Source organism: Saccharopolyspora sp. (genome assembly GCF_017434145.1).
Lineage (GTDB): Bacteria > Actinomycetota > Actinomycetes > Mycobacteriales > Pseudonocardiaceae > Saccharopolyspora_C > Saccharopolyspora_C galaxeae.
The window spans coordinates 1-16,789 of the sequence record NZ_JAFRFW010000084.1; the positions used below are offsets into that span (position 1 = coordinate 1).

17 protein-coding genes and 2 tRNA genes are annotated in these 16,789 nt (G+C 69.9%); 8 read left to right on the forward strand and 11 right to left on the reverse strand.

What is annotated here, in order from left to right:
• Window positions 1-1,126: ATP-binding cassette domain-containing protein (locus tag IJH84_RS02070; RefSeq protein ID WP_295139601.1), on the forward strand; the 1,126-nt coding region annotated here is incomplete at its 5' end.
• Window positions 1,127-1,192: 66 nt separating this feature from the next.
• Here the strand turns inward: IJH84_RS02070 and IJH84_RS02075 are convergent.
• Complete coding sequence (locus IJH84_RS02075; RefSeq protein ID WP_200070907.1) at window positions 1,193-1,795, reverse strand: hypothetical protein; 603 nt, start codon at window positions 1,793-1,795, stop codon at window positions 1,193-1,195.
• 212 nt (window positions 1,796-2,007) lie between these two features.
• On the opposite strand from IJH84_RS02075, the gene fdhD reads away from it, so the two are divergent.
• Window positions 2,008-2,853 (forward strand): formate dehydrogenase accessory sulfurtransferase FdhD, encoded by an 846-nt coding sequence (gene fdhD / locus IJH84_RS02080; RefSeq protein ID WP_200070906.1) that lies wholly within the window; start codon window positions 2,008-2,010, stop codon window positions 2,851-2,853.
• Window positions 2,854-2,979: 126 nt separating this feature from the next.
• A complete protein-coding gene (locus tag IJH84_RS02085; protein WP_295139605.1) occupies window positions 2,980-3,822 on the forward strand; it encodes an alpha/beta hydrolase-fold protein in 843 nt (280 codons plus the stop codon).
• A gap of 84 nt (window positions 3,823-3,906) precedes the next feature.
• Here the strand turns inward: IJH84_RS02085 and clpX are convergent, their stop codons facing one another.
• From clpX to IJH84_RS02115, 6 genes are all read right to left on the reverse strand, one after another.
• Window positions 3,907-5,187, reverse strand: a complete 1,281-nt coding sequence (clpX, locus tag IJH84_RS02090) for an ATP-dependent Clp protease ATP-binding subunit ClpX (protein ID WP_200070904.1) — start codon at window positions 5,185-5,187, stop codon at window positions 3,907-3,909.
• A gap of 303 nt (window positions 5,188-5,490) precedes the next feature.
• On the reverse strand, window positions 5,491-6,120 hold the full coding sequence (locus IJH84_RS02095) for an ATP-dependent Clp protease proteolytic subunit (protein WP_200070903.1): 630 nt from the start codon (window positions 6,118-6,120) through the stop codon (window positions 5,491-5,493).
• 34 nt (window positions 6,121-6,154) lie between these two features.
• Window positions 6,155-6,727 (reverse strand): ATP-dependent Clp protease proteolytic subunit, encoded by a 573-nt coding sequence (locus IJH84_RS02100; RefSeq protein ID WP_200071142.1) that lies wholly within the window; start codon window positions 6,725-6,727, stop codon window positions 6,155-6,157.
• Window positions 6,728-7,013: 286 nt separating this feature from the next.
• Entirely contained in the window at window positions 7,014-8,447 is a 1,434-nt protein-coding gene (gene tig / locus IJH84_RS02105; RefSeq protein ID WP_200070902.1) for a trigger factor, read from the reverse strand.
• Window positions 8,448-8,632: 185 nt separating this feature from the next.
• Window positions 8,633-8,854: a hypothetical protein gene (locus IJH84_RS02110; RefSeq protein WP_200070901.1), complete on the reverse strand. Its 222-nt coding sequence runs from the start codon at window positions 8,852-8,854 to the stop codon at window positions 8,633-8,635.
• A 125-nt stretch (window positions 8,855-8,979) separates the two neighbouring features.
• Window positions 8,980-9,053, reverse strand: a tRNA-Pro gene (locus tag IJH84_RS02115).
• A gap of 169 nt (window positions 9,054-9,222) precedes the next feature.
• On the opposite strand from IJH84_RS02115, the gene IJH84_RS02120 reads away from it, so the two are divergent.
• The 4 genes from IJH84_RS02120 (at window position 9,223) to IJH84_RS02135 (ending at window position 12,769) form a co-directional block, all read left to right on the forward strand.
• Window positions 9,223-9,293 (forward strand) — tRNA-Gly (locus IJH84_RS02120).
• A gap of 513 nt (window positions 9,294-9,806) precedes the next feature.
• Window positions 9,807-11,276 (forward strand): MDR family MFS transporter, encoded by a 1,470-nt coding sequence (locus IJH84_RS02125; protein ID WP_295139609.1) that lies wholly within the window; start codon window positions 9,807-9,809, stop codon window positions 11,274-11,276.
• A gap of 46 nt (window positions 11,277-11,322) precedes the next feature.
• On the forward strand, window positions 11,323-11,958 hold the full coding sequence (locus IJH84_RS02130) for a 2'-5' RNA ligase family protein (protein ID WP_295139611.1): 636 nt from the start codon (window positions 11,323-11,325) through the stop codon (window positions 11,956-11,958).
• Between the two features lie 67 nt (window positions 11,959-12,025).
• Window positions 12,026-12,769, forward strand: a complete 744-nt coding sequence (locus IJH84_RS02135) for a hypothetical protein (RefSeq protein ID WP_295139613.1) — start codon at window positions 12,026-12,028, stop codon at window positions 12,767-12,769.
• Window positions 12,770-12,777: 8 nt separating this feature from the next.
• Here the strand turns inward: IJH84_RS02135 and IJH84_RS02140 are convergent, their stop codons facing one another.
• The 3 genes from IJH84_RS02140 to IJH84_RS02150 all read right to left on the reverse strand — a co-directional run bounded on the left by IJH84_RS02140 (window position 12,778) and on the right by IJH84_RS02150 (window position 14,503).
• Window positions 12,778-13,581 (reverse strand): DNA-formamidopyrimidine glycosylase family protein, encoded by an 804-nt coding sequence (locus IJH84_RS02140; RefSeq protein WP_295139614.1) that lies wholly within the window; start codon window positions 13,579-13,581, stop codon window positions 12,778-12,780.
• Window positions 13,582-13,691: 110 nt separating this feature from the next.
• Window positions 13,692-14,030: a hypothetical protein gene (locus IJH84_RS02145; RefSeq protein WP_200070897.1), complete on the reverse strand. Its 339-nt coding sequence runs from the start codon at window positions 14,028-14,030 to the stop codon at window positions 13,692-13,694.
• Between the two features lie 2 nt (window positions 14,031-14,032).
• A complete protein-coding gene (locus tag IJH84_RS02150) occupies window positions 14,033-14,503 on the reverse strand; it encodes a ribose-5-phosphate isomerase (protein ID WP_200070896.1) in 471 nt (156 codons plus the stop codon).
• 77 nt (window positions 14,504-14,580) lie between these two features.
• On the opposite strand from IJH84_RS02150, the gene IJH84_RS02155 reads away from it, so the two are divergent.
• Window positions 14,581-15,381: an MBL fold metallo-hydrolase gene (locus IJH84_RS02155; RefSeq protein ID WP_295139618.1), complete on the forward strand. Its 801-nt coding sequence runs from the start codon at window positions 14,581-14,583 to the stop codon at window positions 15,379-15,381.
• Window positions 15,382-15,516: 135 nt separating this feature from the next.
• Here the strand turns inward: IJH84_RS02155 and IJH84_RS02160 are convergent.
• On the reverse strand, window positions 15,517-16,789 hold a 1,273-nt coding region (locus IJH84_RS02160), incomplete at its 5' end, for an aldehyde dehydrogenase family protein (RefSeq protein ID WP_295139620.1).

Sequence of the window (16,789 nt, forward strand, 5' to 3'; positions counted from 1 at the left end):
GCTCGACGAACCGACCAACACCCTCGACATCGACGCGCGGCACCGGCTGCACGCCGTGCTCGACGACTTCACCGGCTGCTTGCTGGTGGTCAGCCACGACCGGGCGTTGCTGGACCGGATGGACCGCACCGCCGAGCTCGAAAGCGGCGAGATGCGAACCCACGGCGGCAACTTCACCGACTACGAGCAGGCGCTGCACGTCGAGCAGCAGGCCGCCGAAAAGCACGTCCGCAGCGCCGAGCAGCAGGTCAAACGGGAGAAGCGGGAGATGCAGCAGGCCCGCGAACGCGCCGCGCGACGCGCCGGGAGCGCTGCCCGCAACGTCGCCGACGCGGGCCTGCCCAAGATCGTCGCGGGCGCCATGAAGCGGCGCGCCCAGGAGTCGGCGGGCAAAGCCGACGACGTGCACGCCGCCCGCCTCGACGCTGCGCGGGCCAAGCTCGACGAGGCCGAGCGCGGCTTGCGCGAAGAGCAGCAGATCGCGGTCGACCTGCCGGACACAAACGTCCCCGCCGGTCGCACCGTGTTCCTCGGAGAACGCCTGCGGGTTCGGCGGGACGGGCGCGAGCTGTTCGCGGGCGAGGGCCTGGACCTGGCGATCCGCGGACCCGAACGGATCGCCCTCACCGGCCCGAACGGTGCGGGCAAGTCCACGTTGCTGCACGTGATCAGCGGCGAGGTGGAACCGGACGCCGGCGCCACCAAACGGGTGGACGGACGCATCGCTCACCTGTCGCAGAAGCTGGAGCTGCTGGACGTCGACCGCACCGTGGCGCAGAACCTGGCCGCCTTCGCGCCAGCGATGCTCGAGCAGCAGCGCATCCACCTGCTGGCCCGGTTCCTGTTCCAGGGCTCCCGGATTCACCTGCCGGTGCGGGCTCTGTCCGGTGGTGAGCGGCTGCGCGCGACATTGGCGTGCGTGCTCAGCGCCGAACCGGCGCCGCAGCTGCTCTTGCTGGACGAGCCGACCAACAACCTCGACCTGGCCGGTGTGCGCCGGATGGAAAGCGCGCTGAACGCCTACCGGGGGGCGTTCGTGGTGGTCAGCCACGACGAACGGTTCCTCGCCGAGATCGGCGCCGATCGGTGGCTGCGGCTGGCCGAAGGGCGGCTGCTCGAGCAGTGACCTTCATGCGGCCTGCGTCGAGCACTGCCGGACCTCCTCAGCCGCCCCTCCTCAGCCCGCCCCTCCTCAGCCGCACTGCCAGAGGAACCGCCCCTGCCCACTGCCCTCGTCGAGGAACCCGTACCCCACGCCCGCATCGCCGAAGTTCACCTCGAACGGCAGGTCGTCGGCGCTGTCGAGCTGCAGCAGGAAGCGGAACGGCCCGTCGGGCGCTTCCTCGTCCTGCAACCACCGCGGCTCGCCGAACAGCCGGCTCGCGAAGTCGTCCACCGAGGTCTCGCCGTCGAACGGGGTCAGTTCCACCGCGTGGTCCGGCCCGAACGTCGGCCCCTTCGCGATGCCCGCCACCTGGTAGAAGTCCGCGGGTTCGCCGGGCTGGGCGAACAACGCGTTCTCCCCGCCCTCCGGCTCGAAGGTGTTGTCGACGAAGTCGTCCGGATCGTCGCTGAAGTCCTCGGTCAGGAACAGGTAGGCCAGCCGCACCTGCTCGCCCGGCAACCGGATCTGCCCGAGGAAGCGCATCGGGCGCCCCTGGCTGGCCGAAAGCGGCCAGGCAGGCGCGTCCAGCCACACGGGCTGGCCGCCGAACTTGGTGACGGGCTCGCGGATCGGCGCCTCCGACTCGACGAATCGGAGGTTCTGCCGGGCGGTTGCGGTGCTCTCGGGCATGTCGGGTCCTTGCTCGCTGGGGCCTTACGAGCGAACACTAGCGATCAACCACGACGGAACAGCACGGCTTCGACCACATTTCTCCGCCCGCACGCCCGAACGGACCAGCGCGCGAGACCGCGACCCGAGCAGCGCGATCACACCCGCGGGCCTGCGACCATAGGAGACGGTCGAATCGCCGGGAACGGCGTCGCACGAGCAGGAGGTCGTCAATGGGACGTGTCACGGTACGGCGGCCCGTGCTGCGGATCACCGAGCAGGGCGCCCGCACCCGGCCCGACACTCTCGCAGCCGAAGAACCCCTGGAGATCCGGATCGACGGCCGAGCGCTCACGGTCACCATGCGCACCCCCGGCAACGACGTCGAGCTGGCGCACGGCTTCCTGCTCACCGAAAGCGTCATCGGTGGCATGGACGACGTGCACAGCGCCCGCTACTGCGACAGTCCCGGTCCGGACGGGCGCAACACCTACAACGTGCTCGACGTCCGCCTCTCGCCCGGCGTGAGCCCGCCGGACACCTCGGTGGAGCGGAACTTCTACACCACCTCGTCCTGCGGCGTGTGCGGCAAGGCCGCGCTGGACTCGGTCCGGCTGAGCACCCGGTACTCACCCGCCGAGGATCCGCTGCGGATCAGTCCGGAAACCCTCGCGGAACTGCCGGAGCGGCTGCGCGCGGCGCAGCAGGTCTTCGACAGCACCGGCGGATTGCACGGCGCCGCCCTTTTCGACGCGCACGGCGAACTCCTGGTGTGCCGGGAGGACGTGGGCAGGCACAACGCCGTCGACAAAGTGCTCGGCTGGGCGCTGCTGCAACGGCGCGTGCCGTTGGGCGCCAGCGTGCTCATGGTTTCCGGGCGGGCGTCGTTCGAGCTGGTCCAGAAAGCCGCGATGGCGGGTGTGCCGATGCTCACCGCGGTCTCCGCGCCGTCCTCGCTCGCCGTCGAGCTGGCCGCCGAGCAGGGCATGACGCTGGTCGGCTTCCTGCGCGGCAGCTCCATGAACGTCTACACCGGAGCCGAGCGGGTCACCGCACCGGAACCGGCCGCGGTCCGCTGAGGACACCGCCGGGGCCGCATCGGTAGCGATCCGCGCCATTGGCACGATGGACACTCAGAGCGAGGCGAAGCCGGAGGTGTCATGCGCGGGAATCCGCGGTCGGTCAGGATGCCGAGCCGTCGCACCATGCTCACATCCGGCCTGCTCGGGATCGGCGCGGCCGGACTGGGACTCAGCGCCGACTCCGGCGGAACCGAGGTGCAACCGGCGGCGGTCCCGCTGGCCAAGCAGGACAACGTGCTGGTCGAGACCGTGCACTCGCAGGCGCGCAACCGCGAGGTCGACCTGGTGACGATGTTCCCGGACGGCGTGCACCGCGAGGGGCTGCCGGTGTGCCTGCTGCTGCACGGACGGTACGGCGACGCCCGCAGATCCGCCGGTGGCGTGCCCAGCTGGCTCACCTCCGCGGTTGCCAGCGGCGCCGTGCCGCCGTTCGCGTTCCTGGCCGTCGACGGCGGCGGGAACAGCTACTGGCACCAGCGCTTCGGCGACGACCCGATGTGGATGTTGCTGGAGGAAGTGCCCCGCTGGCTCGGTGAGCGCGGCCTCGGCGGAGCCGACGGCCAGCCGTTCGCGGTGGCGGGCATCTCGATGGGCGGGTTCGGCGCGCTGCTCTACACCCGCCGCCGCAACGAGCTGCGCAGCCAGGTGCGCGCGACGGCGATCGTGTCCCCGGCGCTGATCACCAACTGGCCGGAGATGGCGCGGCGACGGGCCTTCGCCGACGAGCAGGACTGGGCCTCCATCGACCCCATGCGCCACCTCGACGCGCTCGAGGACGTTCCGCTGGGCGTGTGGTGCGGCACCCGCGACCGGTTCATCAAAGGCACCCGCCGGTTCATCGCCCGCGCCGACCCGGAGGTGGCCTCGACCTCGCCCGGCGGGCACAACAGCCGCTACTACCGCAAAGCGCTGCCGGAGGTCGTCGACTTCATCGGCGGCTACGTGCCGCGGCGCCGCAAGAGCTGACGATGCGCACCGCGCGCGGCGGTGCGCATCGGGCGGCGCGAAACCGAGGTTCGAAGAGGTTCTTCGGCAGGACCGGGCAGCCGATCAGGCCGACTTCTCGCGGCGCTCGCGGCGGGTGTTCTGCCGGGCGACGATCGTCGGATTGACGTTCTCCCGCACCGTCTGCTCGGTGATCACGACCTTGGCCACGTCGGAACGGCTCGGGATGTCGTACATCACCGGCAGCAGCACCTCTTCCAGGATCGCCCGCAGGCCGCGGGCACCGGTGCCGCGCAGGATCGCCTGATCCGCGATGGCCTCCAACCCCGACCTGGTGAACTCCAGCTCGACGTTGTCCATCTCGAACAGCCGCTTGTACTGCTTGATCAGCGCGTTGCGGGGTTCGGTGAGGATCTGCACCAGCGACGGCTTGTCCAGGTTCGTCACGCTGGCCACGGTGGGCAGCCTGCCGATGAACTCCGGGATCAGGCCGAACTTGATGAGGTCTTCGGGCAACACATCGGCGAAGTGGTCGGTCGCGTCGATCTCGGTCTTCGACCGCAGCTGCGCACCGAAGCCGACGCTGGCCTTGCCGACCCGCTCCTCGACGATCTGGTCCAGGCCCGCGAACGCGCCGGCCACGATGAACAGCACGTTCGTGGTGTCGATCTGGATGAACTCCTGGTGCGGGTGCTTGCGGCCGCCCTGCGGCGGCACGCTCGCGGTGGTGCCCTCCAGGATCTTCAGCAGCGCCTGCTGCACGCCCTCACCGGAGACGTCGCGGGTGATCGACGGGTTCTCGCTCTTGCGCGCGATCTTGTCTACCTCGTCGATGTAGATGATGCCGGTCTCGGCGCGCTTGACGTCGTAATCGGCGGCTTGGATCAGCTTCAGCAGGATGTTCTCGACGTCTTCGCCGACGTAGCCCGCCTCGGTCAGCGCGGTCGCGTCGGCGATGGCGAACGGCACGTTGAGCATCTTCGCCAGCGTCTGCGCCAGGTAGGTCTTGCCGCAGCCGGTCGGGCCGAGCATCAGGATGTTCGACTTCGCGAGTTCGACGTTCTCCTCGCGGCTGTCCCGGGTGCGCTCCCCAGCCTGGATGCGCTTGTAGTGGTTGTAGACCGCGACCGAGAGGTTCCGCTTCGCCGCGTCCTGCCCGATGACGTACTGGTCCAGGAACTCGTGGATCTCCGTCGGCTTCGGCAGCTCGTCGAGCTTGACCTCGCCGGCCTCGGCCAGTTCCTCCTCGATGATCTCGTTGCAGAGATCGATGCACTCATCGCAGATGTACACGCCGGGGCCGGCGATGAGTTTCTTCACCTGCTTCTGGCTCTTCCCGCAGAAGGAGCACTTCAGCAGGTCGCCGCCGTCACCGATACGTGCCATGACCGCTGACCCCGTCCCCTCCGGCACGCCGTCCGGTGACGTGCCTGACCGTATGTGCTCGTTTCGACGGTACCTGCCGCTCCCCGCCTTCGGGGAGACTCACAGTGTCCGCCACCCGCCGGGCGAGGCGGGTGGGACCGCACGTGCCGGGCGTGTCGCGAACGGCCCGGCGAAGCATCCCACCCCGCGGAACGTCCCCGCGACCACCGTTCGCGCGGCGTCGCAACTCCGCCGCGCACCGCCGCCCGGAAGATCGCGGCCCGCCCCGGAGGAACCCGGACGGGCCGCGGTCCACGCGGCGATTCAGGACTGGCCGGCCAGCTTGCGGTACGGCATGATCTCGTCGATCAGCCCGTACTGCTGGGCCTGGTCCGCGGTCAGGATCTTGTCCCGCTCCACGTCCTGGCGGATCTGCTCCTTGGAGTTGCCGGTGTGCGTGGCCAGCGTCGACTCCATCAGGTCCCGCATCCGCTGCACCTCGTTGGCCTGGATCTCCAGGTCCGAGACCTGACCGTAGATGCCCTCGGTGGAAGGCTGGTGGATCAGCATGCGGGCGTTCGGCAGCGCCAGGCGCTGGCCCTTGGTGCCCGCCGCCAGCAGCACCGCCGCCGCCGAAGCGGCCTGCCCCAGGCACACCGTGCGGATGTTGGGGCGGACGTACTGCATCGTGTCGTAGATCGCCATCAACGCGGTGAACGAACCGCCCGGCGAGTTGATGTAGATGTCGATCTGCCGGTCCGGGTCGTCCGACTCCAGGTACAGCAGCTGCGCCATCACGTCGTTGGCCGAAGCGTCGTCGACCTGGACGCCGAGGAACACGATCCGTTCCTCGAACAGCTTGTTGTACGGATTCGACTCCTTCACCCCGTACGCGGTGCGCTCCACGAACGAAGGCAGCACGTACCGGGACTGCGGAAGCTGGAATGAGCTCACGACGGGTGACTCCTCGTTGCTGTGGGTTCGCGGGTCAGCTCGGCAGGTTGGCGGCGGTGGCGATGTGGTCCACGAACCCGTAGTCGCGCGCCTCGTCGGCGGTGAACCAACGGTCCCGGTCGGAATCGGCGATGATCCGCTCCACGTCCTGACCGGTGTGGTGCGCGATCAGCTCCGCCATCTCCCGCTTGTGCTTGGTGAACACGTCGGCCTGGATCGCGATGTCCGAAGCCGTGCCACCGAGGCCCGCCGAAGGCTGGTGCATCATGATCCGCGAGTGCGGCAGCGCGAAGCGCTTGCCGGTGGCGCCCGCGGAGAGCAGGAACTGGCCCATCGACGCGGCGAAGCCCATCGCCACCGTCGCCACATCGGGCTTGATCAACTGCATCGTGTCGTAGATCGCCATCCCGGCGGTGACCGAGCCACCCGGCGAGTTGATGTAGAGCGAGATGTCCCGCTCCGCGTCCTCGGCCGCCAGCAGGACGAGCTGCGAGCAGATCTGGTTGGCGATGGAATCCTCGACCTGGGAGCCCAGGACGATGATCCGCTCCCGCAGCAACCGCTCGTAAACCGAGTCGTTGAGCGAGAGCCCGTTCGTCGACCGCATGTGCGGCGTCGAGTCCGACGACGCCGGAACAGTCAGGTGCTGCGTCACGTCTCCCTGCCTTCTTCCACGATGAGGGGCTTCCACAATGGACCGGGCGGGCTTTCGGCCGCCGAATCCCAGGGACGCCGTACTTTTCGGTTACCGGTGATCCGCTTACGACCGACCCTAACGAACGTGGGCGGCACCAGCTTCCCGGTACCGCCCACGTTCGCTCAGAGCTTGTGTTCCGCCATGACGAAGCGCGGATTCCTTTCGCGCACAGCGAAATCGCCGTGCCGGAAAAGGCTCACTCGGACTTCGCGCCCGCAGTGGACTCCGCGTTCTCGCCGTCGCCCTCCGCGTCGGCCGACTTCTGCTCGGCCTCACCCGGCACGACCTCGGGCTGGCCCGACTCGTCGGTCTCCGATCCGAACAACTCGTCCAGATCCAGCGACCCGCCGGACTCGTCGCGCACGGTCGCCTGCCGGACCACCGAGAACAGCGCCTTGCTGCGCCGCACGTCGGCGTAGATCGCGCCGAGCTGGCCGGACTGCTGGGCCTGCTGCACGTACTGGTCCGGGCTCACGCCGAACCGCTGCGCCTGGTAGATGATCCGCTCGGTCAGCTCGTTGTCCGAAACCGACACGTCCTCGGCATCGGCGATCGTGTCCAGCACCAGCTGGGTGCGGACCGCCTTCTCGGCTTCCTGCCGGGTCTCGGCGTCGAACTGCTCGCGGGTCTGGCCCTGCTGCGCCAGCCACTCGCCGAACTTCTCCTCGTCGTGGTCGAACGGGTGCACCGCGTCGTGCTCGCGGGCCTCGACCTCGGAGTTGACGAGGTTCTCCGGCAGCGGCACCTCCACGGTCTCCAGCAGCGCGTCCAGGACCTTGTCCCTGGCCTGCATCCCCTGCTGCATCCGCTTCATCCGGGCCGCCCGCTCGCGCAGGTCGGCCATCAGCTCGTCCGCGGTGTCGAACTCGCTGGCCATCTGCGCGAACTCGTCGTCGGCCTCCGGCAGGTGCCGCTCCTTGACGGAGTTCAGCGTGACCGTCACCTCGGCGTCCTTGCCCGCGTACTCGCCCGCCAGCAGGTGGCTGGTGAAAGTGTTCGTATCGCCATCGGACGCGCCGATCAGCGCGTCGTCGATGCCGTCGATGAGCTGGCCGGAACCGATCTCGTAGGACAGCCCGCTGGTGCGCGCGTCCTCGACCTCTTCGCCGTCGACGGTGGCCGAGAGGTCGATGCTGACGAAGTCGCCCTGCTGCGCCGGACGCTCCACGCCGGTCAACGTGCCGAAGCGGGCGCGCAGCTCATCGAGCTGCTGCTGCACCTCGTCCTCGGACGCCTCGACGTCGTCCACGGTCACCGACAGCTCGCCGAAAGCGGGCACGGTGATCTCCGGGCGCACGTCGACCTCGGCGGTGAACGCGACCTGCTCGCCGTCCTCGATCTTGGTGACCTCGATCTCCGGACGGCCGAGGGTGCGCACCTCGCTGCCGTTCACGGCCTCCAGGTACTTCTCCGGGACCGCCTCGTTGACGACCTCGTCGAGCACGGGCGCGCGGCCCACCCTGCTCTCCAGCACCCGGGCCGGTGCCTTGCCCGGACGGAAGCCCGGAATCCGGACCTGGTTCGCCAACTGCTTGTACGCGCGGTCGAAGTTCGGCTTGAGCTCGTCGAACGGCACCTCGACGTTGATCCGTACGCGCGTCGGGCTCAGGTGCTCGACGGTGCTCTTCACGTGGTCTCCTAGTGCGAACGTGCTTCGGACCCCGGCGGAACGCCTCGAGCGACGCCCAGGACAGCAGCACCGCCCGGGACTGGGCACGCTCCGGCCACGCCGGGCTGACCTCCGAGTCTATTGCCCGCGGCGACCGAGCACGGGCCGGGGGTTGCCGAACCGCCCGAAAACCGGCGCACGCCGGGTCACCGGCCGCCCAACGCCGGAACCATCGCCGGACCCAGGTTCGTCGGAGTGGCCGCCGTGCCGATCCCCACCGTCGGCGGAACCGGCCGCGCTCCCGGGACATCGACGAACAACGACACCCCCACCAGCAGCACGACCGCCAGCACCAGCAGCGCGCCGACCAGCACGGCGGGCAGCCGGACGCGACGCAGAACCCTCGACGCAGCAACGTGAAAGCGCACGCCAACGGAATCGAGAGCCCGGCGGGCATCGTTACCAGCTGTCGAACAGGTCACCCGGAAAGATCACGCAACGTGATCTCGACGGCAAAGAGGCGTGGCCGGACCGACCACGCCTCCCTCGAACGTCGGGGTGGCGGGATTTGAACCCACGACCCCTCGCACCCAAAGCGAGTGCGCTCCCACACTGCGCCACACCCCGTTCGACCTGCGACGCACCCCGGAACCCCCGGGTGCGTTGCAAAGACCCTATCGCGACCGGTTAAAGTGGGGCACGCAAGGTCGCGAACGTCCCGGGACTCACGCACCAACCGGGTTCACGCACCGGAATCCGGGCGAAGCTCCGGGAAACGGAAGTTCCGACCGAGCATGCGGGCGTAGCTCAATGGTAGAGCCCCAGTCTTCCAAACTGGCTACGCGGGTTCGATTCCCGTCGCCCGCTCCGGAGGTGGGAGGACTGTGCCGCTGCCCCGACTCGTCGGGGCCTGGGCCGGTCCTCCTTCGCATATTCATACGGGGGCCGAGCCCCCGTAAGCCCCCACGGTGCGGTGGTTGCGTGGGGATTCTGGCGGTGGCTTCCCTTGCTGGGGGCTTGGGAGACGAAGACCCGCCGGGACCGGTGAGTAGGGCGGTTCGGCCGGTGGAGACGTCTGCGCGGGCATTGACGGCGGCTCTCGTCGGTGAGGACTTGGGAGACGAAGACCCGCCGGAGCCGGTGAGTAGGGCGGTTCGGCTGGCGGAGGCGTCTGCGCGGGATGCGGACGGCGGCAGCTTTGCCGGTGGTGTGGTTGTTGCGCGAAAGGCTTGGTGAGCCGGGCGCTTCGGAGCGGCCCTGGGGCTGGGAAATAAACGCGTTGGGGCTGTCGTCGGGGTGGCGCATGCTGGAGGGGTGAGGTCGGAGCTCCGCGCGAGGGGCCGGCCTGGGGGAACCGCCGGAGCGAACACGGAGCGCAGCTTGCGACGTCTCGAGTACAAGTGGCTGGTCGGCATCACCTTCGTGCTCGGCCTGATCATGCAGATCCTGGACATGACCGTGCTCAACGTCGCGCTGGCGACGTTGGGCCGCGAATTCCACGTCGGCGAAGCCACCCTGCAGTGGGTGCTCACCGGCTACCTGATCAGCCTCGCCGTGTTCGTGCCCGCATCCGGCTGGATCGCCGACCGCTACGGCGGCAAGCGCACCTTCCAGCTCGCCGTCGTCGTGTTCACCGCCGCCTCCGTGCTTTGCGGACTCGCCACCGAGATCTGGATGCTGATCGGCGCGCGGATCCTGCAAGGCGTCGGCGGCGGGATGCTCGTCCCCGTCGGCCAAGCCATGCTCTTCCGCGCCTTCCCGGCGCACGAACGCGCCAAAGCCTCCGCCGTGCTTTCCGTGCCGATCACCATCGCGCCGATGCTCGGACCGCTGATCGGCGGCGCGCTGGTGGAATTCGCGAGCTGGCGATGGATCTTCTTCATCAACGTCCCGGTGGGCGGGCTCGCGCTGCTCGCGGCGATGCTGTTCCTGAAGGAGGAACAGCAGTCCCGGCCCGGCAGATTCGACCTGCCCGGATTCGTGCTGGCCGGCAGCGGCCTGGCCACCCTCCTCGTCGGGCTGGATCAAGGCGCCCAGACCGGCTGGGGAAAGCCTTCGGTGTGGGGAACGCTCATCGTCGCCGCGGTACTGCTGAGCGGGCTGGTCGCGCGCGAACTGCGCACCCCGGAACCGATGCTGGACCTGCGCCTGCTCGGCGATCGGCTGTTCGGCACCGGCAACGGGCTGCTGCTGTGCTCCACCGGGGCGATCTTCGGCGCGCTGTTCCTGCTCCCGCTGTACTTGCAGAACCTGCGCGGCTTCGGCCCGCTCGGATCCGGCCTCGTGCTGATGCCGCAGGCGCTGAGCATGCTCGCCACCACCCAGCTCGTCAGCCGCCTCTACACAAGAGTCGGGCCGCGGCCACTGCTGCTCATCGGATTCACCGTGTTGATCAGTGTCGGGCTGCTGCTGCAACTGCTCGACACCGCGACCCCGTACTGGCTGCTGACGGTGCTGCTGGTGTGGCTGGGGATCGGCATGGGACTGCTGATGACGCCGTTGCAGACCGCCGCGTTCGCGCGGATCTCCGCCGCGTCGATGGGCCGGGCCAGCTCGCTGTTCAACGCCAGCAGGCAGGTGGCGACCGCACTCGGAACCGCGGTGGGTGCGACGATTCTGGTGGCATTGACCGAAAGCTACACGTCCACTGTGGATGTCTCGGTGCCGTCGGCGGTGGTGCAGGCGCAGATGTCGGCCTACCGCGGGGCGTTCCTCGCCTCGATCGCCTTCGGTGCGCTGGGATTGCTGCTGTCGTTGCGGGTGCGCAACGCCGACGCGGCGGACACGCTGCGCGATCGGTCGGCGCCGTCCGGTGATCATTCCCACCCGGGCACCACGACCGTGAGATAGCTCAAGGTCGCCCCACAACCGCCCGCGCCAGTGCACTATTTGAAGGGTGACCGACTTGCCGCACGCCGACCAGGTCCGCAACCACGCCCGCTGGCGGCCGGGATGGCACTCCGGCCGCACCAGCTACGCGTGGCTGCTGCCGTTCGCCGACCAGCCCGGGCTGCGCCACCTGGTGAACCAGTACCAGTACGCCATGCGGGACCTGCCGGGTTTCGATCTCGTCCCGCTGGAATGGATGCACATCCTGGTGCAGGAGGTCGGCTTCACCGACGAGGTGCCGCAGGAACGGCTGGACGGGCTGGTGGACACCGCGCGCAGGCGGCTCACCGGTTTCGCGCCGCTGTCGCTGGCGTTCCATCGCGCCGTGGTGCTGCCCGAGTCGCTGTCGCTGCCCGCCGAGCCGCAGACCACGCTGCTGGAACTGCGCGCGGCGCTGCGCGAGGCGACCGCGGAAGTGGTCGGCGCCGAGCAGCTCCCGGGCGAACCGGAAGAGGTCGACCGGCACATCAGCCTCGCGTACTCCACCACGGACGGTCCCGCGATCTTCGCCGTGGCCACGCTCAGCGGCACCGACGTCGACCCGACCACGGCCAAAGCCGGCGCCGTCTCGCTGGTGCGGCTGAACCGGGATCACTCCTGCTCCGAGTGGGAGACCGTGGCCGAGGTACCGCTCGGCGCCTGACTCGCCCGAGCACTCCCCCGCCGCGAGTAGCCTCGGGATTGTCCGACCGGACCAGCTCGGAGGCACCGTGGACACCGCAGTCATCCTGATCATCGCCGCCGCCGTCGTCCTCGTGGTCGCGGTGTGGTGGTCGCGCAGGCAGAACGTCGAGTACCAGCGCAACCAGCTCGACGACGCCAAGGCCGACGCCCGGCGCTGGACCGAGCGGCTGGGCGGGCAGGTGCTCAACCTCGTCGGCACGAACGAGGCCGCCAAGCAGGCGCTTGCCGACGCCGCCGAACGGCACCAGGCCGCGGTGTCCCAGCTCGACCAGGCGAGCACCGCCGAGCAGTGCAGGCTCACCACCCGGACGGCGATGGAAGGCCTGTACTACGTGCGCGCGGCGCGCACCGCGATGGACATGGACCCCGGCCCGGAACTTCCGGACCTCGCGGACCGGCACGGTGCGGGCAAGGTGACCGAGCACCGCGACGTCGAGGTCGAAGGGCAGCGGCAGGTGGCCTCGCCGGAGCCGAGCGAGCAGACGCCGCACTACTACCCGGGCGGCCGAGTCGCGGGCCGTCCGGTGCCGGAGGGCTGGTACAGCCAGCCGTGGTGGAAGCCCGCGCTGGTCGCCGGAGCCTGGGGCGCGGGGTCGTTCATGCTGGCCAGCGCACTGTTCGGCGGCATGTCCGGAGTTCCCGAGGCCGCCTACGCCGAGGGTTTCCAAGGAGCCGACGGGTTCGACGGCGCGGACCCGGGCGGCTTCGGCGACGGCGGCGACTTCGGAGATTTCGACGGCTTCGACGGGTTCGACGGCTTCGACTTCTGAGGCGCCGGTCAGGCCTGGCAGGTGGGGCACCAGTAGAGGTTGCGGCCGGAGAGGTCCGCGGTGACCACCGGTGTCGCACAGATCAGGCAAGGCGCACCGGCTCGCCGGTAGACGTAGACCTCGCCACCGTGCCGGTCCTGCCGCGGCGGGCGCCCCATCGCCTCCGGCTCGTGCTCCGGCCGGACCGTGTCGATCCGCCCGGTCCGCACGCCGCCGGCCATCAGCTCGACCAGGTCGTGCCAGACGAGCTTCCACCGCCGCGCGCCCAATTCCCGGCCGGGCGTGTAGGGCGCGATGCCGTGCCGGAACAGGACTTCGGCGCGGTAGACGTTGCCCGCGCCCGCGATGACCTTCTGATCCAGCAGCAACGCGGCGATCGGCGTGCGGGAGCGCTCGATCCGCTGCCACGCGCGGTCCGGTTCGGCGTCCGCGCGCAGCGGGTCCGGGCCGAGGCGGGCGCGCAGCGCCGCGACTTCCTCCGGCGTGATCAGTTCGCAGGCCGTGGGGCCGCGCAGATCCGTCGCGCAATCCGGGCCGACGATCCGCATCCGGACTTGGCCGCGCGGCTGTTCCGGCGGCAGCGGGATTTCGGTGAACTTCCCGTACAACCCGAGGTGCACGTGCACGATTCCGGGGCCGTAGCAGTGGAAGAGGTGCTTGCCGTGCGCCTCGGCGCGCTCCAGCACCGAACCGTCCACTTCGGACACACTGGCGGCGAATCGGCCCTGCGGGCTGAGCACTCGCACCCGGTGCCCGCCGAACCGCGCATCGTGCAGCCGCGCGAGCCGGTGCAACGTGTGACCTTCGGGCATCGCGTCAGTGCCTGTCCTTCAGCGGTGGTTACGTTGTGCACGTGGCGGAAGCGGCTGACACCGCTCGAAAAAGCCGACACCCGAGCCGACCGCAGGCCCGAGACAGGCGCTCAGAACAACACCCACAGCACGACGGACTCGGCCAGGTAGGCGGCGACGCAGCAAGCGGCCACGATCAGGCCGCGGCGGACCACGCCGGTCGTACCGCGGCGCCAGAAGGCCACCACCATTCCCGCGAGGAATGCCAGGCACAGCGCCAGAAAACCGCCGACGATCAGCCACAGCCCGACGCCGAGCACGCAATCCGGGGCGGTGCAGGTAGCGCCCGGACCGCCCAGCAGCACGGGCGAGAGCGCGGTTTGGGCGAAGAAGAGGACGAGCACCCCGGCCGCGGTGGCGCCGAAGGCGACCAGCGGTGTCCACAACGCGACCGGGCGTGCTTCGGGCATGGTCACTCCGCGGGAAGCGCCGGCGGGTTCCCGGTCCGCTCGTAGTCGGCGAGCAGGTCGATGCGGCGCTGGTGGCGGCCGCTTTCGAACTCGGTGCCCAGGAACGCCTCGACGATCTCCTCGATCTCCTCGACCGAGTGCATCCGCGCACCGATGCCCGCCAGCAGTGCGTTGTTGTGCTGGCGAGCCAGTTTCGCGGTCTCGACGTTCCAGGTCAGCGCCGCGCGGGCGCCGGGAACCTTGTTGGCCGAGATCTGCTCGCCGTTGCCGGAACCGCCGATGACCAGCCCGAGGCTGCCCTCGTCGGCCACGACGCGGCGGGCGGCTTCGACGCAGAACGGCGGGTAGTCGTCCTGGGCGTCGTAGACCGCCGGGCCGACGTCGGTCACTTCGTGACCGCGCTCGCCCAGCCACTTGGCCAGGTGGTTCTTGAGTTCAAATCCTGCGTGGTCAGATCCAAGGTAGACGCGCACGCAGGCAGTGTGCCAAACACCGCGCGGCGGCTTCGCACCCCTGCCGCGACGCCGGTCGGCGACGGCATCCTGGGGACGTGGAACAGTGGCGAGAGGTGACCGACCGGGTGTTCGTGCGCAGGCACTCCGAGCTCGACCTGAGCACGGGACTGGTGCTCGGTTCGGCTCGGGCGCTGGTCGTGGACACCCGGGGCGATCGCGAGCAAGGCGCGGAACTGGCCGCGGCGGTTCGCGAGGTGACGTCGCAGCCGTGGGAGGTGGTGCTGACGCACGGTCACTTCGACCATTGCTTCGGCACCGCGGCGTTCCTGCCCGCGCCCGTGCGGGCGCACGCGAACTGCCCGCGCTACCTGGACGAGCACGCCGAACGGCAGCGCGCGGAATGGGTCGAGCACTACCGCGCCGAGGGGCGCCACGAACTGGCCACCGCACTGTCGCGCACCAACGTGGCGCAACCGGATCGGCTGGTGCACGACCGCGCGGAGATCGACCTCGGCGACCGGATCGTGCAGCTTCACCACCTCGGCGCCGGGCACACCGACCACGACCTGATCGCGCAGGTGCCGGACGCCGGCGTGGTCTTCGCAGGCGACCTGGTCGAACAGGGTGCGCCACCGGACTTCGAGGACGCTTTCCCGGAAAGCTGGCCTGCCGCGCTCGCTGCGCTGCTGGAGCTACGACCGGAGATCGTCGTGCCCGGGCACGGAAACCCGGTCGATGCGGAGTTCGTCCGCGGCCAGCGCGCCGAGCTCGCAGCCCTGGCGGGGCTGTGCGATTCCTTCCGCACCGCCGTGATCAGCGAGACCGAGGCACTACGGGCCTCCCCTTACCCGGCGGAGACCACCGGCCGGGCATTGCGCAGAGCGCTCGCGGCCTGAGCAACGGTGTCCACTTCGGACCATTTCCGGGCTGCACGCGGCTCGAAGTCCACTTCGGACGAAGTCGACGGCGCGGGGCGACGACGTCGCTGCGCTGCCGCCGCTACCGCGGGCCGAACGCGGATGACCCGGCCTTCACCGCTGGATCGACTTGACCTCCAGGAACTCCTCCAGCCCGAACTTGCCGAACTCGCGCCCGTTGCCGGACTGCTTGTAGCCGCCGAACGGCGCGTTCGGGTTGAACGCCCCGCCGTTGACCGCGACCTGGCCGGTGCGGATCCGGCGGGCCACCGCCAGCGCGCGCTCGTCGGAGCCGAAAACCGCGCCGGAGAGCCCGTACTCGGAGTCGTTGGCGATCGCGACCGCCTCGTCATCGTCCCGGTACGGCAGGATCGACAGCACCGGGCCGAAGATCTCCTCGCGCGCGATGGTCATGTCCGGGCGCACCCCGGTGAACACCGTCGGGCGCACGTAGTAGCCCCGATCGAGCCCGTCCGGAGCTTCCGGGCCGCCGGTGACCACCGAAGCCCCCTCGGCCACACCGCTGCGGATGTAGTCGACGACGCGGTCGCGCTGCACGTCCGAAGCCATCGGACCGATGCGGGTCCGCTCGTCGGTCGGATCGCCGACGGAGTACTTCGCGACCGCGGCCACCGCGAGTTCCACCGCTTCGTCGTGCCGGGATTCCGGCACCAGCATCCGGGACAGCGCGTTGCAGCTCTGCCCGCCGTTCGGGAAGCAACCGGCGACGCCGAGCTTCACCGCCTTGGCCAGGTCCGCGTCGTCGAGCACCACGTTCGCCGACTTGCCGCCGAGTTCCAGCGCGACCCGCTTGACGGTGCCCGCTGCCACCTCGGAAACCCGCCGTCCGGCGCGGGTCGAGCCGGTGAACGAGACCATGTCGACGTCCGGGTGGCCCGCGATGGCCTCGCCCACCACCGGGCCGGTGCCGTGCACCAGGTTGAACACGCCCGCCGGGACGCCCGCCTCCGCGGCGATCTCGGCGAAGATCGAAGCGGTCAGCGGGGCGAGCTCGCTGGGTTTGAGCACCACCGTGCAGCCCGCGGCCAGCGCCGCCGCGACCTTCGCCACGATCTGGTGCAGCGGGTAGTTCCACGGCGTGATCGCGCCGACGACGCCGACCGGCTCGCGCACGATCAGCGAGTTGCCGTGCTCCTCGGTCCAGTCGAAGCCCTGGTCCAGCACGTCGGCGATGCCCGCGGACGTCGCGACCGGCACGCTCGCGTGCACCTGGGTGGCGAAACCGATCGGGGAGCCCATCTCGGCGGTCACCGTCGCGGCGATCTCGTCGCGGCGCCGGGCGATGCCTTCGGAAATCGCACGCACCAGCGCCGAGCGCTCCGCCACCGGGCGCGCTGCCCAGCCGTCGAACGCCGCCCGCGCCGCC

What these genes read in the sequence shown, in the direction of transcription:
- IJH84_RS02075 (WP_200070907.1), bottom strand. Translation starts at nt 1,795, where the DNA reads ATGCCCGAGAGCACCGCAACCGCCCGGCAGAACCTCCGATTCGTCGAG.
- fdhD (WP_200070906.1), top strand. Translation starts at nt 2,008, where the DNA reads ATGGGACGTGTCACGGTACGGCGGCCCGTGCTGCGGATCACCGAGCAG.
- IJH84_RS02085 (WP_295139605.1), top strand. Translation starts at nt 2,980, where the DNA reads ATGCTCACATCCGGCCTGCTCGGGATCGGCGCGGCCGGACTGGGACTC.
- clpX (WP_200070904.1), bottom strand. Translation starts at nt 5,187, where the DNA reads ATGGCACGTATCGGTGACGGCGGCGACCTGCTGAAGTGCTCCTTCTGC.
- IJH84_RS02100 (WP_200071142.1), bottom strand. Translation starts at nt 6,727, where the DNA reads ATGCGGTCGACGAACGGGCTCTCGCTCAACGACTCGGTTTACGAGCGG.
- IJH84_RS02140 (WP_295139614.1), bottom strand. Translation starts at nt 13,581, where the DNA reads ATGCCCGAAGGTCACACGTTGCACCGGCTCGCGCGGCTGCACGATGCG.
- IJH84_RS02145 (WP_200070897.1), bottom strand. Translation starts at nt 14,030, where the DNA reads ATGCCCGAAGCACGCCCGGTCGCGTTGTGGACACCGCTGGTCGCCTTC.